At 53.8% G+C, this 24,701-nt stretch carries 28 protein-coding genes and 1 pseudogene; 12 read left to right on the forward strand and 17 right to left on the reverse strand.

Annotated features, from left to right (window positions below; all coding sequences use genetic code 11):
• Nucleotides 1-69: 69 nt before the first annotated feature.
• Nucleotides 70-708, forward strand: coding sequence for a hypothetical protein (locus tag PLD_RS06300; protein WP_159890918.1), 639 nt, complete (start codon nt 70-72; stop codon nt 706-708).
• 7 nt (nt 709-715) lie between these two features.
• Here PLD_RS06300 and PLD_RS06305 read toward each other — a convergent pair whose 3' ends face one another.
• The 5 genes from PLD_RS06305 to tnpB (PLD_RS06325) all read right to left on the reverse strand — a co-directional run bounded on the left by PLD_RS06305 (nt 716) and on the right by tnpB (PLD_RS06325) (nt 5,447).
• Complete coding sequence (locus tag PLD_RS06305) at nt 716-1,345, reverse strand: SMI1/KNR4 family protein (RefSeq protein ID WP_159890920.1); 630 nt, start codon at nt 1,343-1,345, stop codon at nt 716-718.
• A gap of 62 nt (nt 1,346-1,407) precedes the next feature.
• A complete protein-coding gene (locus tag PLD_RS06310; protein WP_159890922.1) occupies nt 1,408-2,952 on the reverse strand; it encodes an IS66 family transposase in 1,545 nt (514 codons plus the stop codon).
• Nucleotides 2,953-2,970: 18 nt separating this feature from the next.
• A complete protein-coding gene (gene tnpB, locus PLD_RS06315; RefSeq protein ID WP_256674566.1) occupies nt 2,971-3,330 on the reverse strand; it encodes an IS66 family insertion sequence element accessory protein TnpB in 360 nt (119 codons plus the stop codon).
• Nucleotides 3,331-3,536: 206 nt separating this feature from the next.
• The gene (locus tag PLD_RS06320; RefSeq protein WP_159890924.1) at nt 3,537-5,069 is read right to left on the reverse strand and encodes an IS66 family transposase; all 1,533 of its coding nucleotides are present in this window, start codon (nt 5,067-5,069) and stop codon (nt 3,537-3,539) included.
• Nucleotides 5,070-5,087: 18 nt separating this feature from the next.
• Entirely contained in the window at nt 5,088-5,447 is a 360-nt protein-coding gene (tnpB, locus tag PLD_RS06325) for an IS66 family insertion sequence element accessory protein TnpB (RefSeq protein ID WP_256674567.1), read from the reverse strand.
• Between the two features lie 82 nt (nt 5,448-5,529).
• On the opposite strand from tnpB (PLD_RS06325), the pseudogene PLD_RS06330 reads away from it, so the two are divergent.
• Nucleotides 5,530-5,781: pseudogene (locus PLD_RS06330) on the forward strand (transposase domain-containing protein); the annotation flags it as partial.
• Nucleotides 5,782-5,986: 205 nt separating this feature from the next.
• Here the strand turns inward: PLD_RS06330 and PLD_RS06335 are convergent.
• The 6 genes from PLD_RS06335 to PLD_RS06360 all read right to left on the reverse strand — a co-directional run bounded on the left by PLD_RS06335 (nt 5,987) and on the right by PLD_RS06360 (nt 13,065).
• Nucleotides 5,987-7,240, reverse strand: coding sequence for a glycosyltransferase family 4 protein (locus PLD_RS06335; protein ID WP_159890926.1), 1,254 nt, complete (start codon nt 7,238-7,240; stop codon nt 5,987-5,989).
• Between the two features lie 15 nt (nt 7,241-7,255).
• Nucleotides 7,256-8,386: a non-hydrolyzing UDP-N-acetylglucosamine 2-epimerase gene (gene wecB, locus PLD_RS06340; protein WP_110596375.1), complete on the reverse strand. Its 1,131-nt coding sequence runs from the start codon at nt 8,384-8,386 to the stop codon at nt 7,256-7,258.
• Nucleotides 8,379-9,509, reverse strand: coding sequence for a capsular polysaccharide biosynthesis protein CapF (locus PLD_RS06345; protein WP_159890928.1), 1,131 nt, complete (start codon nt 9,507-9,509; stop codon nt 8,379-8,381). The genes wecB and PLD_RS06345 overlap by 8 nt, the downstream gene beginning before the upstream one ends.
• A 4-nt stretch (nt 9,510-9,513) precedes the next feature.
• Nucleotides 9,514-10,548 carry a polysaccharide biosynthesis protein gene (locus PLD_RS06350; protein ID WP_159890930.1) on the reverse strand — a complete coding sequence of 345 codons (1,035 nt, stop codon included), beginning with the start codon at nt 10,546-10,548 and terminating at the stop codon, nt 9,514-9,516.
• Complete coding sequence (locus tag PLD_RS06355) at nt 10,541-11,752, reverse strand: glycosyltransferase (RefSeq protein WP_159890932.1); 1,212 nt, start codon at nt 11,750-11,752, stop codon at nt 10,541-10,543. The genes PLD_RS06350 and PLD_RS06355 overlap by 8 nt, the downstream gene beginning before the upstream one ends.
• A 107-nt stretch (nt 11,753-11,859) precedes the next feature.
• The gene (locus tag PLD_RS06360; RefSeq protein ID WP_256674568.1) at nt 11,860-13,065 is read right to left on the reverse strand and encodes an oligosaccharide flippase family protein; all 1,206 of its coding nucleotides are present in this window, start codon (nt 13,063-13,065) and stop codon (nt 11,860-11,862) included.
• A gap of 428 nt (nt 13,066-13,493) precedes the next feature.
• Between PLD_RS06360 and PLD_RS06365 the strand changes: the two genes are divergently transcribed.
• Nucleotides 13,494-14,129, forward strand: a complete 636-nt coding sequence (locus PLD_RS06365; protein WP_256674569.1) for a GNAT family N-acetyltransferase — start codon at nt 13,494-13,496, stop codon at nt 14,127-14,129.
• Here the strand turns inward: PLD_RS06365 and PLD_RS06370 are convergent.
• A complete protein-coding gene (locus PLD_RS06370) occupies nt 14,126-14,353 on the reverse strand; it encodes a hypothetical protein (RefSeq protein ID WP_256674570.1) in 228 nt (75 codons plus the stop codon). The genes PLD_RS06365 and PLD_RS06370 overlap by 4 nt on opposite strands.
• Nucleotides 14,354-14,425: 72 nt before the next feature.
• On the opposite strand from PLD_RS06370, the gene tnpB (PLD_RS06375) reads away from it, so the two are divergent.
• Nucleotides 14,426-14,785: an IS66 family insertion sequence element accessory protein TnpB gene (tnpB, locus tag PLD_RS06375; protein WP_256674567.1), complete on the forward strand. Its 360-nt coding sequence runs from the start codon at nt 14,426-14,428 to the stop codon at nt 14,783-14,785.
• Between the two features lie 18 nt (nt 14,786-14,803).
• Nucleotides 14,804-16,336, forward strand: coding sequence for an IS66 family transposase (locus PLD_RS06380; RefSeq protein ID WP_159890936.1), 1,533 nt, complete (start codon nt 14,804-14,806; stop codon nt 16,334-16,336).
• An 8-nt stretch (nt 16,337-16,344) separates the two neighbouring features.
• On the opposite strand, the gene PLD_RS06385 is transcribed toward PLD_RS06380, so the two are convergent.
• Nucleotides 16,345-17,037: a DUF4087 domain-containing protein gene (locus PLD_RS06385; protein ID WP_256674571.1), complete on the reverse strand. Its 693-nt coding sequence runs from the start codon at nt 17,035-17,037 to the stop codon at nt 16,345-16,347.
• Between the two features lie 90 nt (nt 17,038-17,127).
• Between PLD_RS06385 and PLD_RS06390 the strand changes: the two genes are divergently transcribed.
• On the forward strand, nt 17,128-17,766 hold the full coding sequence (locus PLD_RS06390; protein WP_159890918.1) for a hypothetical protein: 639 nt from the start codon (nt 17,128-17,130) through the stop codon (nt 17,764-17,766).
• 7 nt (nt 17,767-17,773) lie between these two features.
• On the opposite strand, the gene PLD_RS06395 is transcribed toward PLD_RS06390, so the two are convergent.
• The gene (locus tag PLD_RS06395; RefSeq protein ID WP_159890938.1) at nt 17,774-18,400 is read right to left on the reverse strand and encodes an SMI1/KNR4 family protein; all 627 of its coding nucleotides are present in this window, start codon (nt 18,398-18,400) and stop codon (nt 17,774-17,776) included.
• Between the two features lie 152 nt (nt 18,401-18,552).
• Here PLD_RS06395 and PLD_RS06400 point away from each other — a divergent pair, with 152 nt between their 5' ends.
• The 3 genes from PLD_RS06400 (at nt 18,553) to PLD_RS06410 (ending at nt 20,559) form a co-directional block, all read left to right on the forward strand.
• Nucleotides 18,553-19,383, forward strand: coding sequence for an amidohydrolase family protein (locus PLD_RS06400; protein WP_159890940.1), 831 nt, complete (start codon nt 18,553-18,555; stop codon nt 19,381-19,383).
• 146 nt (nt 19,384-19,529) lie between these two features.
• Nucleotides 19,530-19,970, forward strand: a complete 441-nt coding sequence (locus PLD_RS06405) for a DUF3592 domain-containing protein (RefSeq protein ID WP_256674572.1) — start codon at nt 19,530-19,532, stop codon at nt 19,968-19,970.
• A gap of 4 nt (nt 19,971-19,974) precedes the next feature.
• A complete protein-coding gene (locus PLD_RS06410; protein WP_159890944.1) occupies nt 19,975-20,559 on the forward strand; it encodes a hypothetical protein in 585 nt (194 codons plus the stop codon).
• Between the two features lie 24 nt (nt 20,560-20,583).
• Here the strand turns inward: PLD_RS06410 and PLD_RS06415 are convergent, their stop codons facing one another.
• A complete protein-coding gene (locus PLD_RS06415; RefSeq protein ID WP_159890946.1) occupies nt 20,584-21,831 on the reverse strand; it encodes an aspartate aminotransferase family protein in 1,248 nt (415 codons plus the stop codon).
• Nucleotides 21,832-21,951: 120 nt separating this feature from the next.
• Nucleotides 21,952-22,533 carry a DedA family protein gene (locus tag PLD_RS06420; protein WP_159890948.1) on the reverse strand — a complete coding sequence of 194 codons (582 nt, stop codon included), beginning with the start codon at nt 22,531-22,533 and terminating at the stop codon, nt 21,952-21,954.
• Between the two features lie 181 nt (nt 22,534-22,714).
• Between PLD_RS06420 and vapB the strand changes: the two genes are divergently transcribed.
• Nucleotides 22,715-22,948 (forward strand): type II toxin-antitoxin system VapB family antitoxin, encoded by a 234-nt coding sequence (gene vapB, locus PLD_RS06425; protein ID WP_159890950.1) that lies wholly within the window; start codon nt 22,715-22,717, stop codon nt 22,946-22,948.
• Nucleotides 22,948-23,346, forward strand: coding sequence for a tRNA(fMet)-specific endonuclease VapC (gene vapC, locus PLD_RS06430; protein WP_102860369.1), 399 nt, complete (start codon nt 22,948-22,950; stop codon nt 23,344-23,346). The genes vapB and vapC overlap by 1 nt, the downstream gene beginning before the upstream one ends.
• Before the next feature lie 22 nt (nt 23,347-23,368).
• Here vapC and PLD_RS06435 read toward each other — a convergent pair whose 3' ends face one another.
• Nucleotides 23,369-23,878: a DUF2938 domain-containing protein gene (locus PLD_RS06435; RefSeq protein WP_159890952.1), complete on the reverse strand. Its 510-nt coding sequence runs from the start codon at nt 23,876-23,878 to the stop codon at nt 23,369-23,371.
• Between the two features lie 107 nt (nt 23,879-23,985).
• Here PLD_RS06435 and PLD_RS06440 point away from each other — a divergent pair, with 107 nt between their 5' ends.
• Nucleotides 23,986-24,651, forward strand: coding sequence for a metalloregulator ArsR/SmtB family transcription factor (locus PLD_RS06440; RefSeq protein ID WP_159890954.1), 666 nt, complete (start codon nt 23,986-23,988; stop codon nt 24,649-24,651).
• The last annotated feature ends 50 nt before the right edge of the window (nt 24,652-24,701 follow it).

Consider the following 24,701-nt stretch of genomic DNA (forward strand, 5'->3'; position numbering starts at 1 on the left):
TGATGGAGGCGAAACTCAAGTACTCTCGCCCCTGGCTTTTCAGCCATTCATGGAGATCAGGAAGATTTTATGCAAAGGACGCTGTGTGCAGTGATGAGCCTGTCGCTTATTGCTTCGTCCATGGGGGGCTGTGCCTCGCATGCCAAACCCCGGGTCGCGGGCCCACAGGTTTATGGCTATACCCTCAATCAACGGCTCTCCACCGACGCGTTCAAGGCACTGTCCGATACCGGTAGGGAGACGATGAGCGGACTCTCGATCTATGAGCTGAAAGACCCTGAAGGTGTCAGGCTCAAGTTGTATCTGGAACGCACCCTGTGGGTGGATAGAGTCGAGAAGGTCAGTACTCCGTTCGACGTCGAAAGTGATTGCGAGAATGCCTTGAAAGATGAAACTGCGCGGTTGCAGTCGACGATTGCCGAGTTCAATTCCCGTCAAGCCCGTTCGGGCGGTGCGCCTCGTCAGGTTGGAGATATCTACGCCAGTCAGTCAACGACCCCATGCACGCGTAAAGGCGGCAGAGATGCGGATGCCCAGAGCTACCGCTATGAGCTCTCTGCCAGCCTGAGCACCGAAACCGCGCCGGTCAAACACGGACTGTCGGAAAAGGTTGAAAACGCCTACATGGGGATGTGGATGGGCGTCTTCACCATCGTTCTCCTACCTTTTGCGTTGATCGGTGCGGCAGTGGACGCCGTGACTGATTGATCGCCGTTCAATAGCGCCACTTGCGCACCAGGTCCTCGCTGAAGCGCTGGCTGATCAGCGCTTCGGCGCTGTCATCGTCGTCATGCACCTCTGCCAGGCACAGCAGCATCAGCGCATCCAGGTACTCCTCGGGGGCGTCGAAGAAGCGCGTCAGCGCTGTGCCGGTGTCGTGATCGAAGTAGTAGACCGCGCCGCTTTCCCGATGGAAACAGAACATATTGCCGTTGCCCAGGTAGTCGCCAAAGGCAACCAGCTGGTGCGCCAGTGCCAGGTCCAGATCGCTCTCGGGGATATCGACAATGCCAGGGTAGGCCTCCAGCAGAGGCTGGATCGGGGTATGGCCGGGGCCTACGCTGCAAAGGATCTCCGCCAGTGACAAGACCCCCAACTGCCGATGATAGTTGCGCAGAGAGGGCGGCAAGGCACAGCCCAGGCGCTGCTCCAGGGCCAGCAGGGCCTCCTCGCTGACGGGGGTTAATTCCGGCTCGTTGACGTGGCCTTCCCACAGCGCAGCGTAGGCGCCGATGACCGCGAGGTACCAGCTCAGCCGCGCGGCTTGATCAGGCAGGTCCGGCCAGGCCAGGGGCGGGCAGCCGGCAGGGGGCCGGTCGGCCATAGCGTTATGCTGTTCTGACATGAGGAGTCCTTAGATGAGTATGCGATCCATAAACCCCACCTGCCCAGTGGTGGAGCAACGGTCTACCGTGGCATCTGCGGCGAGCAGTTCCACGGCAGTAGCGCCTCGTAGTCCTTTACTGACGAGGCATGCGGCAGCCGCTCTAGTACGTGGCGTAGCCACGTATAAGGCTCTTGGCCGTTGACCTTGGCGGTCTCGACCAGGCTGTAGATCTTCGCGCTGGCAGTGGCGCCGTTGACGGTATCGCTGAACAGCCAGGCCTTGCGCCCGATGACAAACGGCTTGATCGCTCTTTCGGCCGCGTTGTTGTCGATGGGCAAATAACCCGCTTCGACATAACGCTCCAGTCGGCTCCAGTTATTCGCCAGATAATGCACCGCCTTGCCTAATGCACTTTGCGGCGTCACCTGGGATTGGGTTTTATCCAACCAGACTTTCAGCTGCCCCAAGATCGGCAGGCTCTTTTCCTGGCGAGCGATAAACCGCTGTTCATCATCGGCTTCCTTAAGTTCATGCTCGATCCCGTACAGCTTGTTGATCATCGTCAGCGCGATATCGGCCCGTCCGGTTTTACCCTTGGGCTGCACTTTTTGCGCGTCCACGAACTTGCGTCGTGTATGGGCCATGCACGCCAAGCGCTCCACACCCGATTGCAATGCCAACGCGTTATAGCCGGCGTAGTCGTCGGTCATGACATAACCGCGATAACTTTCCAGCAGCCGTAACGGCACCTCCTGCGCACGACTGGACGTGTAGTCAAACAACACGACTTTACGATCGGGTGGGCCGCTGGCTTGTACCCACATCCAGGATTGGCTGGTCGGGTCTCGATCCGGTTCTTTCAACACCTGGACACGGGTTTCATCGCAGTGGATGACCGGACTTTCCAGCAGCCGGTCACGCATCAAATTGATCAGCGGCTGAAAGTGTTCGCTGCACTGGATGATCCAGCGCGCCAGCGTTTGCCGAGGGATCTCGATGCCGTGTCGGCTCAGCACACTTTCAAAACGGTGCAGCGGCAGACCATCGACGTATTTAGTCGTTAGCAGCATGGCCAATACGCTTGGACTGGCCATGCTCTTTTCGATCAATTGCGCCGGTTTGTCGGCGGTGACCGGTGCACGTTCACAACCACGGCAACCGTAGATCTTGCGGATATGTTTGATGACGCGGATCTGCATCGGCACGATATCCAGCTGCTCGCTGGTTTCTTCGCTGATCACATGCTTGCGGCAACCGCAGGCACAGGTCAGTTCGTGTTCGGGTAGTTCGTGGATGACTTCGATACGCGGCAGATCGGCCGACAACGGCTTGCGTTTGCCACGGCATGCGGTCGGCTCAACAACTTCTTCATCGGCGTCACCGACTGAAGGCATCGGCTCGCTTTCAGGCTCATTGAACAAGGCCAGTTGTGGCGTATTGGGCTCAACGGTTTGCTCGGACTTACGCCCGAACAGACGGTCGCGCAACAGCTTGATCTGTTCTTTCAGGTCGACGATGTGGGTCTGATAAGCCTGGGCCGATTCCTCTTGGCGACTGAGTGCCTCAAGCAGCAGTTGCTTGAGCAAAACAGGATCATCAGGAAGGTCATCGGGCAGAGAAATCATGGCCCGGATTATACCGGGTCACGCCACGTAGCGCGGGGTCAAAACTTGATGAGGGCGGTTGCGCCAGAGGTCGAAACCGTCGAGCAGCCAGTTCAGTTCCTGGACGCTCAACACAATGGCCTCGTCGGTTACATCGGGCGATGTTTTAAAACGCTCGGATTCGAGGCGCTTGAGCCAAAGGCAAAAGCCGTTGCGCTCCCAATACAAAATCTTCACCCGGTTGCGGGACTTGTTGAGGAAGACGAAAAGCACTGGGTCGAATACCGCCACTTTTATATCCAACTCGACCAGCGCGGCCAGACCGTCGATGGATTTTCGGAAGTCGACAGGCTTGGGGTAGAGATAGACTTTTTCGACTTTGGCGTCGGGTCGCATCATGGTGGGGCTGGCTCCAGAAAGAGATCGGGAGCACAGCATTAGGGATCAGCTTGGCACTTTGAATGTGGGGTTGATGGAGCGCTTACTTAGATGAGAAGGAGGCAGGGGAGATGATGTGCTACGGCACCGGCATTTCAGGATGATGCTTGAGGGGCTGGTTTGTATGCGATCCATAAACCCCACCTACCCAGTGGTTGAGCAACGATCTACCGTGGCATCTGCGGCGAGCAGTTCCACGGCAGTAGCGCCTCGTAGTCCTTTACTGACGAGGCATGCGGCAGCCGCTCTAGTACGTGGCGTAGCCACGTATAAGGCTCTTGGCCGTTGACCTTGGCGGTCTCGACCAGGCTGTAGATCTTCGCGCTAGCACTGGCGCCATTGACGGTATCGCTGAACAACCAGGCCTTGCGCCCGATGACAAACGGCTTGATCGCTCTTTCGGCCGTGTTGTTGTCGATGGGCAAATAACCCGCTTCGACATAACGCTCCAGTCGGCTCCAGTTATTCGCCAGATAATGCACCGCCTTGCCTAATGCACTTTGCGGCGTCACCTGGGATTGGGTTTTATCCAACCAGACTTTCAGCTGCCCCAAGATCGGCAGGCTCTTTTCCTGGCGAACGATAAACCGCTGTTCATCATCGGCTTCCTTAAGTTCACGCTCGATCCCGTACAGCTTGTTGATCATCGTCAGCGCGATATCGGCCCGTCCGGTTTTACCCTTGGGCTGCACTTTTTGCGCGTCCACGAACTTGCGTCGTGCATGGGCCATGCACGCCAAGCGCTCCACACCCGATTGCAACGCCAACGCGTTATAGCCGGCGTAGTCGTCGGTCATGACATAACCGCGATAACTTTCCAGCAGCCGCAGTGGCTCTTCCTGCGCACGACTGGACGTGTAGTCAAACAACACGACTTTACGATCTGGCGGGCCGCTGGCTTGCACCCACATCCAGGATTGGCTGGTCGGATCTCGATCCGGCTCTTTCAACACCTGGACACGGGTTTCATCGCAGTGGATGACCGGACTTTCCAGCAGCCGGTCACGCATCAAATTCAGGAGTGGCTGAAAGTGTTCGCTGCACTGGATCACCCAGCGAGCCAGAGTTTGCCGAGGGATCTCGACACCGTGGCGAGCGAGGACTTTTTCGAAGCGGTGCAGCGGCAGACCATCGACGTACTTGGTGGTCAGCAGCATCGCCAACACACTCGGACTGGCCATGCTCTTTTCGATCAGTTGCGTAGGTTTGTCAGCCGTGACCGGGGCTGCTTCGCAGCCCCGGCAGCCGTAGACTTTGCGGATATGTTTGATCACGCGGATCTGCATCGGCACGATCTCTAGCTGTTCGCTGGTTTCTTCGCCGATGGCGTGTTTGCGGCAACCGCAGCCGCAAGTCAGTTCGTGTTCGGGTAGTTCGTGGATGACCTCGATCCGAGGCAGATCGGCTGATAGTGGTTTACGTTTACCTCGGCGTTTAGTCGGGGCAACGACTTCTTCGTCAGAGGTGTCGGAGACCGGAACCGCAAAGCTTTCGGGTTCATTAAAGAGCACGAGCTGCGGCGTCTGCGGATCGACGGTTTGCTCTAACTTACGCCCGAAAAAACGTTCACGCCATAGTTTGATCTGCTCTTTCAGGTCAACAATCTGGTCTTTGTCCACCTGACGCTCACTGAGCATCTGCACAAGCATTTGCTTGAGCAGAACCGGATCATCAGGGAGGTCGTCGGGCATGGAAATCATGGCCCGGATTATATCCAACTATGCGACAAATCGCGGCGTCAAAACCTGATGTGGCCGGTTGCGCCACAGATCAAAACCGTCGAGTAACCAGTTCAGTTCCTGAGCCGTCAGGACAATGGCTTCATTCGTGTCGTCAGGGGAGGTTTTGAACCGTTCGGCTTCCAGACGTTTGAGCCACAGACAGAAACCGTTGCGCTCCCAATACAACACTTTGATGCGGTTACGGGCTTTGTTGAGGAAGACAAAAAGTACCGGATCGAACACGGCGACTTTGATATCCAGCTCGACCAGCGCGGTCAGACCGTCTATGGATTTTCGAAAGTCTACGGGCTTGGGGTAGAGGTAGACTTTTTCCACTTTTGCATCGGGTCGCATCATGAGGTACTGGCTCCAAAAAAGAAATCGGGAGCGCAGCATCGGGCATCAGTTGAGTGCTTTGAATGTGTGGTTTGTGGAGCGCTTACACAACAACGCGGCCGAAAGAGCGATCAAGCCGTTTATCATCGGGCGCAAGGCCTGGTTGTTCAGCGATACCGTCAATGGCGCCAGTGCCAGCGCGAAGATCTACAGCCTGGTCGAGGCCGCCAAGGTCAACGGCCAAGAGCCCTATACGTGGCTGCGCCATGTACTAGAGCGGCTGCCGCATGCCTCGTCAGTAAAGGACTACGAGGCGCTACTGCCGTGGAACTGCTCGCCGCAGATGCCACGATAGACCGTTGCTCCACCACTGGGTAGGTGGGGTTTATGGATCGCATACAGTGAAACGCCAACCGTTTTACGTTGAGTCGTGCTGGATCGACGGTTGCACGTAGTAGGGGTATCTCCAGAAGTTCGATTGCGCCAGCGGCAATCTTTATTAAATATCTACCTCACTTTGAAATAAATGTGGTTTGTAGCGTCATTTAAGACGCTACGAATTACTTTCCATCCTTGCTTCTCAGGCGCGCATGACGGAATAACTTCTCAAGGCGATCGAACAATTTATCTTTTGAGAAGTTTTCAAAGTAGAAACTTTTACCTGAGGCGCCCATCGTTTGATGTTGAGCTGGAGATAGCGCTGCCATGGAGCGCACAATACTTGCCAATCCATCGGAGTCACCAGAGTTGCAGGTCATGCCTGCCCCGGCATCTTTAATTACTCGTGCCGCTTCACCTTCAATCATCGCTAGAATTGGCTTTCCAGAGGCTAGATAGGCTTGCACTTTGCCTGGAATGGTTTTTTCAAAAACCTCATTGGTTTTCAGGGACACTAATAAAGCATCTGCTGCTGCGAATAGCGGAGGCATTTTCTCCAGGGGATGACGTCCCAAGAGAAAAACATTGTCCAACCCACGCGCAGCAACTTGTTCATGCAACCAATTACTGGCGCGCCCGTCTCCAACGATGATCCACCGTAAGGGAAACTCAGACTTCAGTGTCTCTACTGCTCGTAATATCGTTGGAAAATCTTGCGCATCGCCTAGATTGCCAGCGAATACTATAGTGAAAGTCGAGTCGTCACGCTCGAGGATATCCGAAGGGGTCGCTACATCAGCAGAAAAGTCATCTTCGGCCCAGCTGGGAAAGTAAACGACTCTTTCTGGAGCTATATACTTGGTGCAGTAGTTTTTTATGTTTTCCTCAAAGGATTTTGACTGTAAGAGTAAGTAGTCTGTGCGGTTATAGATCCACGAGACCAACTTTCCAACGAGGCCAATGATTTTTCGGTTTTTTATAATTCCAACCGCACCAAGAGTTTCCGGCCACAGGTCAAGGACCCAAAGAAAAACAGGAGACTTTTTGAGGCGACCTATAACCAGCGCCGGTATAGCGGCCATGATTGGAGATACTGCGTAGACAAAAATTGCATCAAAGTGCTTTTCGCGAAGTTTGTAAGCACCTATGGTTGATGCACTGGAGAAGAAAGAAAGGTAATTAAGCGCCAAGGTTATACTTCGTCGGCCACGTGCAAGCATTGGAACTCTATATATCTCAGCTCCAAAATAACTGGAATAGAAATCTGGGTTTTTCCGATATTCTGGAAATGCCTGGCCTTCGGGGTAGTTTGGCTGTCCAGTTAGAATAGTTACTTCATGGCCCTTTGCAATAAAACCCTCAACCATATTGTTGATACGCATATTTTCTGGCCAGAAGTATTGACTGACAACCAGGATTTTTAATGGTTTATCCATGCGTTTAGCGTCCGCTCAGTATTTCTTCCACACAGTACGCATTACGTAATCACGATAGCTGTGGATAACTCTAACTACTTTCTCTGCTACGTTGGGCATGCTGTAGTCAGATACCAGGCGTAAGCTGCGTTCATTACCGGATAATTGGGCTTCTAGAATTTGTATACCTTGCATAATGCGATCAAGTTCTAGTCCAACCATCATTGCAGTCGCCTCTTCCATTCCCTCGGGACGTTCATGAGCCTCCCGAATGTTCAGCGCGGGAAAGTTAAGAATGGAAGACTCTTCATTGATAGTTCCGCTGTCGGACAACACTACTTTGGCAGTGAGTTGCAATTTGTTGTAGTCTTTGAAACCAAGTGGTTTGAGGAGCTTGATATTTTGATGGAAAGTTACCCCCATCGCATCTATACGCTTCTGCGTACGGGGATGAGTTGAAACAATAACTGGAAGATCATAATCTGATGCTATGGCGTTTAAACTTGAAACCAGTTTCGAGAAGTTTACATCTGAATCAATGTTCTCTTCACGATGGGCACTTACGACAAAGAACTTTCCTGGCTCCAAGCCAAGGCGGGTCAAAACATCGGATTTTTCAATGCCTTCGCGATAATGGTTTAAAACTTCGAACATTGGACTGCCGGTTTTAATTATCATGTCCGCAGGCAGACCTTCGCGTAACAGGTAGTCTCGTGCGATATCGCTGTAAGTGAGATTGATGTCGGCAGTATGGTCCACAATACGGCGATTGATCTCCTCTGGGACACGCATATCAAAGCATCGGTTACCGGCTTCCATATGGAATGTCGGTATTTTACGTCGCTTGGCTGGTATAACTGCCATGCAGCTATTAGTGTCACCTAATACTAGAAGTGCTTCTGGTTTCTGTTCGGATAGAACACGATCTACTGCAATAATAACGTTGCCAATAGTTTCTGCTCCACTGGCTCCGGCAGCGTTGAGGAAAATATCAGGTTTGCGGATTCCGAGATCTTGGAAAAAAATCTCATTCAGCTCATAGTCATAGTTCTGGCCTGTATGAACCAAGGTATGTTCGCAATATTCGTCAAGTTTTGCGATTACTCGTGACAAGCGAATAATTTCAGGACGGGTGCCAACTACAGTTAAAACCTTTAATTTATTCATTGGTGTTCTCTTGCGTATTTACCAGCTTCGCATATGTATCTGGGTGAGCACGGTCGAAAATTTCATTGGCCCATAGCATTACTATCATGTCGTCGTCGCCAATATTAGTTATGTCGTGTGTCCAGCCCGGTACGGTTTCGACTATCTTCGGGTGCTCGCCGGTAGTAAGCACTTCATAGAACTCATTTGAGACGACATGCCTGAAGCGGAAGCAGGCGTTGCCTTTAATGACCAGGAATTTTTCAGTTTTACTATGGTGATAATGCCCACCACGGGTAATCCCTGGACCTGCAGTAAAAAATGAAAATTGACCGCTGTCTGGAGTTTTCAACATTTCTACAAATACACCACGCGAGTCGCCATATACTGGAACCGCGTAGGTGAACTCTTCAGGAGGCAGATAACTCAGGTATGTAGAGTAGAGGGCTCGTATCAGACCTGTGCCGACAGGCTCCGTGATTAGTGTCTGCCTACTTTCACGGAATTTAACCAGCTGCTGAGCCAGTTCTCCTATCGTGAGTGAATAAAGAGGTTTCACTTCCGGGAAGGGAGAAATGCTTGAATTTCCGTCCATGATGGAAACAAAACAACGTATTACATCGTCAATATAAACTAGATTGATCCGAGCTTCAGGATCGTTTATTTGAATGTCCAGGTTTCTGGCAATGTTGTGGCAAAAAGTAGCTACTACGGAGTTGTAGTTGGGTCTTGCCCACTTTCCAAAGACATTGGGCAGGCGAAATATATAAACAGGTGAACGATTTTTATTGAAAAGCTCAAGTAGAGCCTGCTCGGCAGATAACTTGCTATGCCCGTAGGGGTTATCCAGCTCGGCTTGTGTTGAAGAAGCATACAGTACCGGAATCACTTTCTTGCTGTTTTCAACTGCTTTGCAGAGTGATTCGGTAAGCTCAAAGTTTCCGGTGAAAAACTCTGAAGAGTCCACTGGCCGATTTACACCGGCCAGATGAAAAATAAAGTCCGCCTCACCGATGAGCTTATCCAAGTTCTCTGGTGGGTCATTTTTTGTGAACTGCAGAACTTCGATATCTTTACGTTCAAGCAGATGCACCACAAGATTCTGGCCAATAAAACCGTTAGCCCCTGTAATTAGAACTTTCATCCCATTATTCCTCGGGCGTGACATTTTCACCGCGCAGCATCGCGCGCATGAAATCTAGCTTCTGCAACAGTCTTTGCATTCCCATAATATCTAAACGTTCGGTATTGTGCGAGTTATAGTCTTCAGTTCGTGAGATTTTTGTTTCACCTTGTTCGACATATTTTGCATAATTGAGATCACGCAAGTCAGGGGGTATACGGAAGTAATCACCCATATCTTCGGCACAAGCCATTTCTTCTCTACTAAGTAACGCTTCGTACAGTTTTTCTCCATGCCTGGTTCCTATAACTTGGATAGGGTGCTCCGGCTTCCCCATTAACTCAGTGAGGGCTCGAGCTAAAATTTCTACTGTAGCGGCGGGAGCTTTTTGTACAAACAAGTCCCCGTTATTGCCATTTTTGAAGGCGTAAAGAACTAGATCCACTGCGTCAGCAAGTGTCATCATGAAGCGCGTCATATTAGGGTCTGTCAAAGTTAGGGCTTTACCAGTATTTATCTGATCGATAAAAAGTGGTATGACGGAACCTCTCGATGCCATTACATTCCCGTAGCGCGTGCCGCAGATTACGGTTTTAAGATCATCTAGGTTGCGAGACTTAGCAACCATGACCTTTTCCATCATTGCTTTGGAAATACCCATAGCGTTGATGGGGTATACTGCCTTGTCTGTACTCAAGCAAACTACGCGTTTGATTTCATTCTGTATTGCTGCTTCAAGTACGTTCTCTGTCCCTAAAACATTTGTCTTGACTGCTTCCATAGGGTGGAACTCGCAAGATGGAACCTGTTTTAAGGCGGCTGCATGAAAGATATAATCTACGCCACGAGTAGCGTTAATTACACTTTGATAATCTCGCACATCTCCAAGATAAAATTTTAGCTTGGTGTTCGAATAGTACTTACGCATATCATCTTGTTTCTTCTCATCGCGACTGAATATACGGATTTCAGAAATATCGGTATTCAAAAAGCGCTTAAGAACTGCGTTGCCAAAAGATCCAGTGCCACCAGTGATAAGTAACTTCTTGTCTTTAAACATTTTTTGTCTCGCTAATGGATTTTAGTAGTTTTTCAACTTGCAATTTTGGTAGTTTATTTTCAATGATGAATTTTTTTGCAGATATTCCTGTCTTAAAAAGTTCTTTTTCTGAAAGCAGAGAAAGCTCTATTAGTTTGTTTTTTAATCCGTCGGGGCCTGGTGGTATAAGGTAACAATATTGGTGGTATTCATCCGGGATCCCGTCAAGCCAATACATTAGTACAGGTACGCCAGAGGACATATATTCAATTATTTTAGAGGGGAAGGAATATTTTGTATACTCTGACTCATTATCTCTAGGGTTGATTAAAAGTGTCGCGTTTTTTTGGAGGGTTAATACTTTTTCTCGATCAAGTTGCCCCAGATACTTTATGTTTGCTCCGTTGGAAATGGCATTTTCAATATAGTCTCTATCGTCGCCGTCACCGCAAATGTAAAGTTTGTAGTCTTTGAGGTCGGATGCTATATAAGAATTAATCAGTTGTCTTATTCCGTAACGCTGATCAAGAGTGCCGCTATATAAAAAGTACTTCTTTCGCTCTGTTATGTCTGCGGTAGAGATGTACTGAGGGTCTGCAATTCCTTCTATTAATACCTTGTTTAGTTTGTTGGGGAATTTGTTGGTCATATGTTTTGTAATAACTACGACGCTGTCGAATTTTGAAGCTGTTATGTATGATATACGAGAAAGCAAGCTGAATACAAATTTGCTTACTCCTTTTCTAGCTGCCATGTATTCTGGGAGGTCTGGAGCTATTATGCATAAGTGCATGTCTTTTTTAAATAGTTTTACAAAGTAGCAGCCAAGTAAAAAAGGTAGGTGCATAGAGTAGCAGAGTAATATTGTTTTGCTGTTGTTGAGTTCCTTTGTTTCTGAAAGTATTAACTTGGCAGACAGAAAAAGTCTGTGGAGATTTTTCAGAAATATGAGGTTTAAGAATGGCGTGTTTTTAATTGTGACTCGGCCTAGGTATTCGGTCTTGTTGGCTGGTAGGAAGAAGATGTTTTTATATCTTTTGGGGTAAGCTCCTATAAAGGGTAGGTTTATAACTGATATTGAGTCTACTTCTTTGTTTTTAGATAGTCCTTCGATATAGTTTTTTTGTAGCGTGTCAGCAGCGAACTGCATTCCTCCTTTCGAATTAAGAAGAATGTCTGATTTGTTGCCTTTGCTGAAAATTCCACCCAGAAAAATAATATTCATATGCTTTCCTGTCAGATAGGTTGTGTATTTGTATTCATTTGAATGGGATGGCGGTTTTTTAAGTGGTTTGTGGTGTCTCTCGATTTTAAAGAGAGTTTCAAAAAATACTAATGGTTATTTATTTTTCTTGTTAAGTAAATGCAGTAAAGTATTTCTAAGGCTGCTGAGCTCACCAAGGCAAAAACAACAGAGAAAATACTCCAGCTTAATAGTAGGTAGATGATGCATAATAGAAAGAATGAAAATAATGAGATGACTTGGTTTTTTAGGACGAAATCATATTTTTTGTGTGGGACGAAAATAAAGTAAATATAGCTGCTAACTATTGGGTAAGTGATTACGTTAAGGCTTAGTAGGATTGAAAGGTAGTAGGAGTCTCTCATGTTGTGTGTGGAAACTAAGTCAACAATCAAGTCACCAAACAAGGCAATAGATATAATGCATAGTAAACCGACAAAGGTCTCGGCTTTTATTATCATCTTTATTGTGTTGTGATTGATGTTTTTAACTAGTGCAGGGAAAATTGCGGAGTTTATATTAGAAACAACCAAGCTTGGAACTGAGAATATTTTGTTGGCTAAGTCATAAATGGCGACTTCTCGCATGCCAAACATAGAGCCTATGATGATCTCAATGCTTCTCTGTTTGAATGTACTTACTGCTCCAGACCAAAAGAAAGGTTGTACCTCATGTAAGATGAGTTTTATATCTGAAATAGAGGGTGGGGTGAGTTTTATGCGAATAAGACGGCTTGCTAGAAAAAAGGCAGTAACAGATGAAAGTATGTTTGAGGAGATTACAAAAAAAGCGTACCACTCAATGTCTGTTTTGTCTTTTACAAAAAGATAAATAGCAGGTAGTGATAGGGCCTTGAAGAAAAGTTGTGTTATTGTAAGTGCCTTCATTTTTTGTATTCCGTGAAAGTACCATGTAGGTAGGAATACACATGACATAATGTTGGCGAAACACAGGGAAAATATTTTCCAGTTGGAGTTTAAACTGGGTAAGCAAAAAACTATTATACAAAATAGCAGGGTGGAAATAAGTGCTAAAAATATCTTGGATGCGGTAATTAAGGATAGTAGTGAAGAGTGTAGTTGTTTGTTGTTTGGTTCTGTTGATATAAGTTTTGCTGTGTGTATGTCAAAGCCAAAGTTTATGAAGACCGCAAAGTATGCTGCAATACTTGAGGCGAAAATGAAAAGGCCGAAGCTTTCTGCTCCGACTTGATTTATAACAAAAGGGTAAATTAAAAGATAAAAAAATGAATTGATAATTTGCAAGCTTGTCATGTGGAAGTAATTGCTTGCCACATTCTTGTTTCTTAAGTAAAGTTTTTTAATGTCTGAGATTTTCAAAGAGGTGTCTCACAATAAATATGGCGTTTTAATGTTTTGGTTGTTAAATGTCGATGGTGAAGTAATTTTTTTATTAAGGCTCTATTTGGTGCTTTGAAGTCATAACTGTCTATAAAAATTATCTGGTTCTCTGGTGGTGATTTAGTTTTGAAATTTCTGTTGTCGGACATTGAGGCTCCCAAGGTCTTTGGTCAGGATACACCCCCAAAAATCTGCTGGTTCTTTGAGCAATACGCTAGCCTTTGAGCATTTTCCTAAAACTGCGTGATAGTAACGACCTATATGCGTATCTTGTAGCTCTTTTCGTTTAATTCGGTGGATTAGCACGTTCACTGGGGGGGGGCAGTGTGCTGTGCTCAGCGGATGGGATAGGGGGGAATTTTATGAACACTACTTCATTTAGCGTCCGTACCTGGATAAGGTGTTCGACGATCTGGCGGCAGCCCAACGGCGCCCCGGCGATCGCCTTGATCGCCGAGTCAGCCAAGGTGGCGAGCGCTCTGGAGCTTGAAGGGCAGTCGTTGCAGCGTCTCAAGGGCTGGACCTACGGGCAGTTGTTCGCCTCGCTGGACAAGTGTGTTGCGCCCTCTTCGGCGCTGGATATCGAACCGGTGACGGCCTCTACCCTGGAAGACTTCTGCGCGCTGCATGGCGAAAGCTTCAATACCCCTGCGGCCGCCCGGCCAGTCAACCAGGCAGCCTTCGGCGGCTTGCTCAACGACGGACGTGGGCATCTGTACCTGCTGCGGGACCAGGGCGTTGCGGTGGCCGGTGCGGCGCTATTCGTCGCCGACAATGGCGTGGCCTACCTGGGCACCGCCTTTACCACCAAGGCCGCCCGGGGCCAGGGCTATCACCGGGCCCTGATCGCCCATCGCTTGCAGCAGGCCGTCGCCCTCGGCGCCCAGAGTGTGGCGGCCACCGCCCTGGTGAACTCGCAAAGCCGGCGCAACCTGGAGCACTACGGCTTGCGCCTGTCCCACCTGCAAACCCTGTATCGGGCCGAGTCACAGGGCTAGCGCTGTGGCGTTGTCGGCGCCGGGTCGAAGCGGATCGAGTACAGAATCGCCCTCAGGGTGGCGAAGTCCTGGAAGAAACCCACGCTATCAGCCACCACCTGACGCTGGCCGCTGTCGAGCACCGCCATCAGGCAGGTGCCGCCATAGGCGTGAAAGCCGGTGTCCCCATCGCTGATGCCGCAGGTCTGATAGGCCAGCAGGCCTTTCCAGCGTAAGCGCCCCATAAAGCCCACATTCCAAGTCGAAATCTGATGCTCGAAGCTGTGCTCCTCAACTCTTTCAGGAGCCAGTACCTCATGATGCGACCCGATGCAAAAGTGGAAAAAGTCTACCTCTACCCCAAGCCCGTAGACTTTCGAAAATCCATAGACGGTCTGACCGCGCTGGTCGAGCTGGATATCAAAGTCGCCGTGTTCGATCCGGTACTTTTTGTCTTCCTCAACAAAGCCCGTAACCGCATCAAAGTGTTGTATTGGGAGCGCAACGGTTTCTGTCTGTGGCTCAAACGTCTGGAAGCCGAACGGTTCAAAACCTCCCCTGACGACACGAATGAAGCCATTGTCCTGACGGCTCAGGAACTGAACTGGTTACTCGACGGTTTTGATCTGTGGCGCAACCGGCCACATCAGGTTTTGACGCCGCGATTTGTCGCATAGTTGGATATAATCCGGGCCATGATTTCCATGCCCGACGACCTCCCTGATGATCCGGTTCTGCTCAAGCAAATGCTTGTGCAGATGCTCAGTGAGCGTCAGGTGGACAAAGACCAGATTGTTGACCTGAAAGAGCAGATCAAACTATGGCGTGAACGTTTTTTCGGGCGTAAGTTAGAGCAAACCGTCGATCCGCAGACGCCGCAGCTCGTGCTCTTTAATGAACCCGAAAGCTTTGCGGTTCCGGTCTCCGACACCTCTGACGAAGAAGTCGTTGCCCCGACTAAACGCCGAGGTAAACGTAAACCACTATCAGCCGATCTGCCTCGGATCGAGGTCATCCACGAACTACCCGAACACGAACTGACTTGCGGCTGCGGTTGCCGCAAACACGCCATCGGCGAAGAAACCAGCGAACAGCTAGAGATCGTGCCGATGCAGATCCGCGTGATCAAACATATCCGCAAAGTCTACGGCTGCCGGGGCTGCGAAGCAGCCCCGGTCACGGCTGACAAACCTACGCAACTGATCGAAAAGAGCATGGCCAGTCCGAGTGTGTTGGCGATGCTGCTGACCACCAAGTACGTCGATGGTCTGCCGCTGCACCGCTTCGAAAAAGTCCTCGCTCGCCACGGTGTCGAGATCCCTCGGCAAACTCTGGCTCGCTGGGTGATCCAGTGCAGCGAACACTTTCAGCCACTCCTGAATTTGATGCGTGACCGGCTGCTGGAAAGTCCGGTCATCCACTGCGATGAAACCCGTGTCCAGGTGTTGAAAGAGCCGGATCGAGATCCGACCAGCCAATCCTGGATGTGGGTGCAAGCCAGCGGCCCGCCAGATCGTAAAGTCGTGTTGTTTGACTACACGTCCAGTCGTGCGCAGGAAGAGCCACTGCGGCTGCTGGAAAGTTATCGCGGTTATGTCATGACCGACGACTACGCCGGCTATAACGCGTTGGCGTTGCAATCGGGTGTGGAGCGCTTGGCGTGCATGGCCCATGCACGACGCAAGTTCGTGGACGCGCAAAAAGTGCAGCCCAAGGGTAAAACCGGACGGGCCGATATCGCGCTGACGATGATCAACAAGCTGTACGGGATCGAGCGTGAACTTAAGGAAGCCGATGATGAACAGCGGTTTATCGTTCGCCAGGAAAAGAGCCTGCCGATCTTGGGGCAGCTGAAAGTCTGGTTGGATAAAACCCAATCCCAGGTGACGCCGCAAAGTGCATTAGGCAAGGCGGTGCATTATCTGGCGAATAACTGGAGCCGACTGGAGCGTTATGTCGAAGCGGGTTATTTGCCCATCGACAACAACACGGCCGAAAGAGCGATCAAGCCGTTTGTCATCGGGCGCAAGGCCTGGTTGTTCAGCGATACCGTCAATGGCGCCAGTGCTAGCGCGAAGATCTACAGCCTGGTCGAGACCGCCAAGGTCAACGGCCAAGAGCCTTATACGTGGCTACGCCACGTACTAGAGCGGCTGCCGCATGCCTCGTCAGTAAAGGACTACGAGGCGCTACTGCCGTGGAACTGCTCGCCCGAAATGCCACGGTAGATCGTTGCTCAACCACTGGGTAGGTGGGGTTTATGGATCGCATACTTTCCAGCCGGGGCCTGAAATCTCTTGCACCGGGCTGGGCGCGTCCTTTCCGGCGCTGCGCATCCACACGCCGTTTTCCTGATAGAAAAACAAACCTTCGGCGGCCTGTTCCAGGCTGCCCTGCTGCGGGCACAGGTGGAGGGTGTACTCCTCGTTTGGGCGTTTTTCGGGTGGTCCAGGGTGAGGCAGTTCTGCGCCTGGCCGAGCTTCCAACCTTTGGGGTATTGCAGGCTGAAGCCCTGGGCCTTGAAGCGTGGTGAATCCTTGGGCAATACCGGAACTCCGGCTTCCTCGCGCAAGGGTTCGTACAGGCTGGGATCGTCGCGACAGGCAGACAGCGGGCGGGCCTTGGCCTTGTGCAACTGGTCGAGGCGATGAGTCTGTGGATCAGCGTTGGCGCTGACACAAGCACAGCCGTAGCCGTAATGATTGTTGGTCCGTACCCATTGCTGATCGTTGAAGGTGGGCCAGTCGCCCTCGGCCTGATAGCCGCCCTGAGTGGCGATGTCCCAGACGCCGTCGTGGTCGGTGAGGGTGGCATTGGCCGGGGTCGGGTTCTTGAACCAGCCGCATCGGCGTTCGACCTTGGCCGGAGCGGCGCTGGCGGGTAAGGCAATCAGTGTCAGGAGTGTGCAGATCAGGGCGCATTGCAGCATGGAGCATCCTTGTTCGGTGAGTGATGGAGGCGAAACTCAAGTACTCTCGCCCCTGGCTTTTCAGCCATTCATGGAGATCAGGAAGATTTTATGCAAAGGACGCTGTGTGCAGTGATGAGCCTGTCGCTTATTGCTTCGTCCATGGGGGGCTGTGCCTCGCATGCCAAACCCCGGGTCGCGGGCCCACAGGTTTATGGCTATACCCTCAATCAACGGCTCTCCACCGACGCGTTCAAGGCACTGTCCGATACCGGTAGGGAGACGATGAGCGGACTCTCGATCTATGAGCTGAAAGACCCTGAAGGTGTCAGGCTCAAGTTGTATCTGGAACGCACCCTGTGGGTGGATAGAGTCGAGAAGGTCAGTACTCCGTTCGACGTCGAAAGTGATTGCGAGAATGCCTTGAAAGATGAAACTGCGCGGTTGCAGTCGACGATTGCCGAGTTCAATTCCCGTCAAGCCCGTTCGGGCGGTGCGCCTCGTCAGGTTGGAGATATCTACGCCAGTCAGTCAACGACCCCATGCACGCGTAAAGGCGGCAGAGATGCGGATGCCCAGAGCTACCGCTATGAGCTCTCTGCCAGCCTGAGCACCGAAACCGCGCCGGTCAAACACGGACTGTCGGAAAAGGTTGAAAACGCCTACATGGGGATGTGGATGGGCGTCTTCACCATCGTTCTCCTACCTTTTGCGTTGATCGGTGCGGCAGTGGACGCCGTGACTGATTGATCGCCGTTCAATAGCGCCACTTGCGCACCAGGTCCTCGCCGAAGCGCTGGCTGATCAGCGCTTCGGCGCTGTCATCGTCGTCATGCACCTCTGCCAGGCACAGCAGCATCAGCGCATCCAGGTACTCCTCGGGGGCGTCGAAGAAGCGCGTCAGCGCTGTGCCGGTGTCGTGATCGAAGTAGTAGACCGCGCCGCTTTCCCGATGGAAACAGAACATATTGCCGTTGCCCAGATAGTCACCGAAGGCGACCAACTGCCGGGCCAGGGGCAGTTCCAGGTCGGTGTCGGGGATATCGACTATGCCCGGATAGGCCTCAAGCAATGGTTGGATCGGCGTGTGGCCAGGGCCGACGCTGCACAGGATTTCCGCCAGTGACAAGACCCCCAACTGCCGATGATAGTTGCGCAGAGAGGGCGGCAAGGCACAGCCCAGGCGCTGCTCCAGGGCCAGCAGGGCCTCCTCGCTGACGGGGGTTAATTCCGGCTCGTTGACGTGGCCTTCCCACAGCGCAGCGTAGGCGCCGATGACCGCGAGGTACCAGCTCAGCCGCGCGGCTTGATCAGGCAGGTCCGGCCAGGCCAGGGGCGGGCAGCCGGCAGGGGGCCATTGCTCGGAGGTGGTTTGATCGGTCATGGAGCGTCCTTGCGAGGGTGTCGGGAAGGGGAAAGCTTTATCCATGGCTTGAACACATGGGTCAAGCCTGATGAGCGCTGCGGACATTGTTGGCGGCAAGGTCCGGATTTAGCCTGTGGTTTCGATCTTGAATACATAGGGGGGACCGCCCAATGACCTTGAAACGGGGCGCCATCGATGCCTGGGCGCAGCCGGCCAACGGCCGTGCCCGGGCGCTGTTGCCGGAAGTGGCGCGGTTGTTTGAGAAGTCCGGGTCCGCGCATTTGCTCGACCAGGCCCTGAGCATGGAACACACCGTGGAACTGATGGATCAGGCTGGGGTGGAGAAACTCATGCTTTCGGCCTGGTGCCGGCCCGAGGGCTGGGTGTTCAGCAACGATGAGATTGCGGCTTATACCCGGGCCTTTCCCGAACGTTTCGTCGGCGTGGCCACGGTGGACCTGAGCCGGCCCGTGGCGGCGGTGGCCGAGCTGGAGCGAGCCGTCAAGGAGCTGGGCTGCAAGGCTCTGCGCATCGTGCCCTGGTTATGGAAACTGCCGCCCAATCACCGCTGGTATTACCCGCTGTATGTGAAGTGCATCGAATTGGGCATTCCCTTCTGTACCCAAGTCGGTCATACGGGGCCGCTGATGCCCTCGGAAACCGGGCGGCCCGTGCCGTACCTGGACGAGGTGGCCCTGGATTTTCCCGAACTGGTGATCGTTGGCGGGCATATCGGGCATCCCTGGACCGACGAGATGATCGGCCTGGCCTGGAAACACGACAACATCCACATTGATACCTCCGCCTACCTGCCGGCCTATTACCCCCCGCAGTTGCTGCACTTCATGCGCACTTATGGCCAGGACAAGGTGTTGTTCGGCAGCAACTTCCCCCAGCTGTCGCTGAAAAAATGCCTGGAACAGGTGCGAGCCCTGGAACTTCCGCCGGCCATTGTGGACAAATTCCTCCAGGGCAATGCCCGTCGGGTATTCGGTTTGTAAGCGTCGGCAACAGGCGCTCACCAGCCTGGCCCAGGCGCCTGAACGCCGTTGCCAGATTGCGCTTGCCGCGCGGCAACGGTTTTTTTGGTCGGAGGTTTCTTGCTATCGTGGCCTCCCTCTTTCACGGACGAATATCGAGACAGCCCATGGCTAACTCCACCCCGTCACGCCTCGGCAAGATCCTCCAGGGTCTGCTGTTTGTTCTGATCGGCATCGGCCTGTTGGCCATTGCTGTCAATTTCACCCTCGATCGTCGCGAATTCATCGCCAGTGCCCAGACCGCCGACGGTATCGTCAGTGACCTGAACGCCGGTGGCTCGCACCCCGAGATCGCCTTTACCACCGGCAGCGGTGAGAAAATTTCCTACCCCCAGGGCGGCTTTATCTTCGGCTACCAGAAGGATCAGCCGGTGCGGGTCTATTACCAGCCCGAACGGCCGGCCAACAGCGCGGTCATCGATGACCCCGCGGCACTCTGGGGCACTCCCGGTGTGCTGGGCCTGATCGGTTTGGTATTCACCCTGGCCGGCCTGGTGGGTGTCATCAGCCAGCGCGGACGAGCCACCCAAAAAGCAAAAGGACTTTGACCCCATGAACCTCAGCATTCCGATACCGGTCAACGAAAGTAAATGGCTGTACCAGACCGCCAGCAGCGGCGGCCTGACCATCGCCCTCGTGGCCGGCGGTGGTGGATCGATCACCCTGCGTTCGCCTCAGGGCAAGGACGTCAGCTATCGCTACGGCGGTCTGGGGGTGGGCGCCGGCTTTGGTGGGCGCCTGCCGCGTTTCGGCAAGGTCAATATCCAGGTCAAGGGCAAGAGCGTCAGTGGTGCCGGTGCGGCGGAGGCTTTTCCCAGCACCGGCAAGGTCTTTGTCAGCGATGCCCTTCGCAGCCGGGACCTGACCGAGGACGACATTACCGGGCCTTGCTTCTATACCGAAGTCGGTGGCGGACTGGTGGTGGGCGGTTCGGCCACGGCTCTGCTGTTCGGCCTGGACCCCAAGCTACTGGCCCTGGCCGTCGTTTTGGGAAGCAACCCGGGGACCATGATGGCTTCGATCAAGGTCAACGAGCAGTTGCTGCGTTCGGCCAAGGGCGCCGTGGTCATGGCGGGCATGAACGTCGGACCACAGGCCGGTGGCGGCATTGCCACCTACATGGGCTACCTGTTCTAGCCTCGCCCTGAGGCGCGCCGGGAATCATAGGCGCGCCAGACACTCCTGGAGAATATCCAGGCCCTCCTCGAAAATTTCAGGCTCAGTGGTCAGCGGCGCCAGCAGGCGAATGATGTGCCGCGCCTTGCCGCTGGGCATCAGCAGCAGCCCGGCCTCCCGGGCGTTGCCGAGCAGGGCGCTCAACTGTTCCGGCGCCGGCTCGCCCTGGGCATTGACCAACTCGATGCCGCGCATCGCGCCGACGCCGGTCAAGCGTCCCAGATACGGGTTCGGCCAATCGGCTTTCCAGCCCTCATAACGTTGCACGATGGCCTGTTCCTGGTGTTCGCCCCAGGCTTGCAGGCGCTCGTCGGTCATTTCCTCCAGGGTGGCGAGGGCGGCCGCGCAGGCGATCGGGTTGCCTGAGTAAGTACCGCCCAGGCCGCCCTTGGGCAGCACGTCCAGCAACTCCCTGCGACCTACCACCGCGCCCAGCGGAAGCCCACCGCCAATGCTCTTGCCCAGCAGGATCAGGTCCGGCTCGATACCCAGCCGTGAGAAGGCGAAACGCTGCCCGGTGCGGCCGAAGCCGGACTGGATTTCATCGGCGATCAGCAGAATTCCGTGTTCGTCACAGAAGCTGCGTAACGCCCGGGCGAAGGTGGCGTCCAGGGCCAGGAAGCCGCCTTCGCCCTGCACCGGTTCGAGGATGAAACAGGCCACTTCCTCGACATCGATTTCCACACTGAACAGGCGCTGCATGGCCTTCAGCGCTTCGTCGCAGGTGACGCCGTTGTCGGCGCTGGGGTAGGGCAGGTGATACACCGGCCCGGGTAGTACTCCGACCTTCTGCTTGTAGGGCGCTACCTTGCCGTTGAGGTTGAGGGTGGCCAGGGTGCGCCCGTGGAATCCGCCGTCGAAGGCGATGACCGCACTGCGCCCAGTGGCTGCGCGGACGATCTTCAGGGCATTTTCCGCGGCCTCGGCGCCGCTGTTGGTAAGCATGCCGCTGACCGGGTAACGCACCGGGATAAAGTCCGCCAGGCGCTGCATGAAGTCGATGTAGGGCTCGTGCTGCGCGGCGTTGAAGGCGTAGTGGGTGAGCCGGGTGGCCTGTTGCTGGATGGCCGCGACGATGCGCGGATGGCAATGCCCCAGGTTGAGCACGCCGATACCGCCGACGAAGTCGATGTAGCGCTTGCCATCGCTGTCCCAGACCTCGGCGTTGCGCCCGTGACTGAGGCGGATCGGATGGACGGTGGAAAGCGAACGGCTGATGTTCTCGTGGCTCATGGATGCGGGCTCTGGGTGCCGGAAACGAGCCGTTATCTAAGCCTTTGGCGAGGGCTCGGGACAAACGAAATAAAGTCGTCGGATCAGTATGAAAATTCCCGATGTGGCGAAAGTACTGTGTCAACGATCCTGGTTTTTGCGGCGGTTGCGCAGGTGAAGGGTCCGCGCGACAACAGCGACCAGTACCACCACAGCAACAACGATGGGCAGGTGATAGGGTTTCAGGTCCCCGAGGAAATGCTGCAGGGCTTCACCGGCCCAATAACCGGCGCCGACGAACAGCGAGGCCCACACTGCCGCACCCACCACGTTGAGTAGTGCAAAGCGCCAGGGAGCCAGGCCGCTGGCACCGATCACCAAGGGGCCGACCAGGCGCATGCCATAGAGAAAGCGCACAGCGAACACCGAAGTCGAAGGGTAGCCCTGGATCGTCCCCTGGACCCGTTCGATGGCCGCCTGATGACGCTTGAGCCTGGGCAACAGGCGTGCCCCTGAGCAACGGCCGGTCCAGAACAGCAACTGATCGCCGAGGATGCCGCCGAGGGTGGCCCAGCCGATCACTTGCGGCCAGTGCAGGCTGCCCTGGTGCGCCGCCATGCCGCCGAGGATCAGCACGGTTTCACCTTCCAGCAGGCAGCCGATGAAGATCACCCAGTAGCCGTAGGCGGCGATCAGTGCGTTGAGGTCGAGGTGTTCGAGCATGGAGATCCCTGTTCAATGTGTGAAGTCCGCCATGACTTCGAGTCGTGATCTTGGCTTTGAGTGCCTTTTTTCTGATGTGCCGGCTGGCATTTACAGTTCAAGTAGTCGGGGATATACCTTGGACATATCCCTTTGTGTCGTTAGACTCAGGGTACCTTTGGCCCATTCGACAGGTGATCCTATGGAAACCGGTTCAGTGTTCAAAAGTAATCGCAGCCAGGCCATTCGTATGCCTAAAGCTGTGGCGCTGCCGGATGATGTCACACGGGTAGACATCGTCGCGATTGGTCGCACCCGTATCATTACCCCGGCGGGGGAGTCCTGGGACAGTTGGTTCGACGAGGACGACCGTGTAAGCGCTGACTTCATGAGTGAACGGGACCAGCCAGCCGAGCAAGTGCGTGAGGAGTTCTGATGCTCAAGTACATGCTGGATACCAATATCTGCATCTTTACCATCAAGAACAAACCTGAACAGGTTCGCGACGCGTTCAGGCGTCATCAGGGGCGTTTGTGCATCAGCACCATCACCTTGATGGAGCTGATTTACGGTGCGGAAAAATCTGCCATCCCCGAGAGGAATCTCAGCCGCGTCGAGAGTTTTGTGGCGCGGTTGCAGGTGCTTGATTATGACGATGTCGCCGCCATCCATAGCGGCCAGTTGCATGCTGAGCTGGCCCGACAGGGCAAGCAGATAGGTCCTTACGATCAATTGATAGCTGGACACGCTCGATCTTTGGGGTTGACGCTGATTACCAACAACCTTCGGGAATTTGAACGTGTTCCTGGTTTGCGGGTTGAGGACTGGGTCTAGTCGACATTGACTGAATGGCCGGTCACGCAGCCTGCCCCAGTACCTTCACCCAGAACATCCCCGCGCCATACAGCCCCAGCCCGAACACCGAATGCGCAATCAGGCTGCGCAGCCGGGCCACATTCGGTTTGGGCATCTTGCTCGCCGCGACGCCTGCGCCCATGCCCGGCTGCATCAGGAAAAAGGGGGCGGCTACCGTCGCCACGCCCATGATCAGCGCGGGTGCCAGGGTCGGTTGCCTTGCCCAGTCCAGGCCGCAGATCAATAGCAGCAGAACGGCAAAGATCACGCCGATCAGGTAATGGGCCACCCAGCCCAAGGCCCGTTCCCCAGAGATGGCAGCGGCCTGGGCGATGCTCTGGTGCACAAATTGCCCTCGAGAAAAGTGGCCGATCCAGCGTCCGACCATGGCCCAGTTAGGCCCAGGAATATTCAATACTCTGGCCAGAAACAACGTCCACAGGTCGAGGATCAGGGTCGCACCGATACCGATCAGCAGCGCCGACAGAATTACCGCCATGACTTCATGCATAAAGACTCCTTGAAGCACGATGCGCTGGGGTTCAGCCTGTGCTTTGATGTGTTAGGGTTTCATTCAATTAAGTGATTGAATGATCGATAAAGCAGTAGGAGCTGTCAATGAGCGATTCGATTTCCCCCCAGCAGCCCCTGGCCGAGATGGCTGAGCTGGCGCGCATTCTCGGCCACCATCACCGGCTGATTCTGTTGCAGCACATCGCTCGCGGCGAGCTGCCGGTGGAGCGTCTGGTGGAAGCCTCGGGCCTGTCGGTGGCCAACACCTCCCAGCACTTGCAGCAGTTGCGGCGTGGCGGTTTGGTGCAGACCCGGCGTGATGGCAAGCGGGTGCTCTACAGCCTCAGCCAGGGGCCGCTGGCCAGTCTGCTGGGCGCCTTGCGTCAGTACGTCGATTACAACCATGGGCAGATTCGCCAACTGCTGGCCGACAGTGAGCAGCAGCCAATGCGACTGGAGGGCATATCCCGTGAGGAATTGCGTCAACGCTTGCAGGAGGGCGCCATGACCCTGCTGGACGTGCGTTCGCCGGAGGAGTTCGCTCAAGGGCATTTGCCCGGGGCAATCAACATCCCGCTCGATGAACTGGAACAGCGTCTGGCCGAATTGACCGCTGATCAGGAGCTGGTGGCATATTGCCGTGGCCCCTACTGCGTGCTGTCACACAATGCCGCGGCCCTGCTGCGGGCCAAGGGCTTCAAGGTGCGGCGTCTGGACCAGGGGTTCACCGATTGGCAAGCGGCGGGATGGGGGGTGGAAACCTGCGAGTAAAAGCGCCACCTGGGCCGGCATAGAGGACATTGCCTAGGGCGCCATGATCC

It is taken from the genome of Pseudomonas sp. LD120 (assembly GCF_009861525.1).
GTDB lineage: Bacteria > Pseudomonadota > Gammaproteobacteria > Pseudomonadales > Pseudomonadaceae > Aquipseudomonas.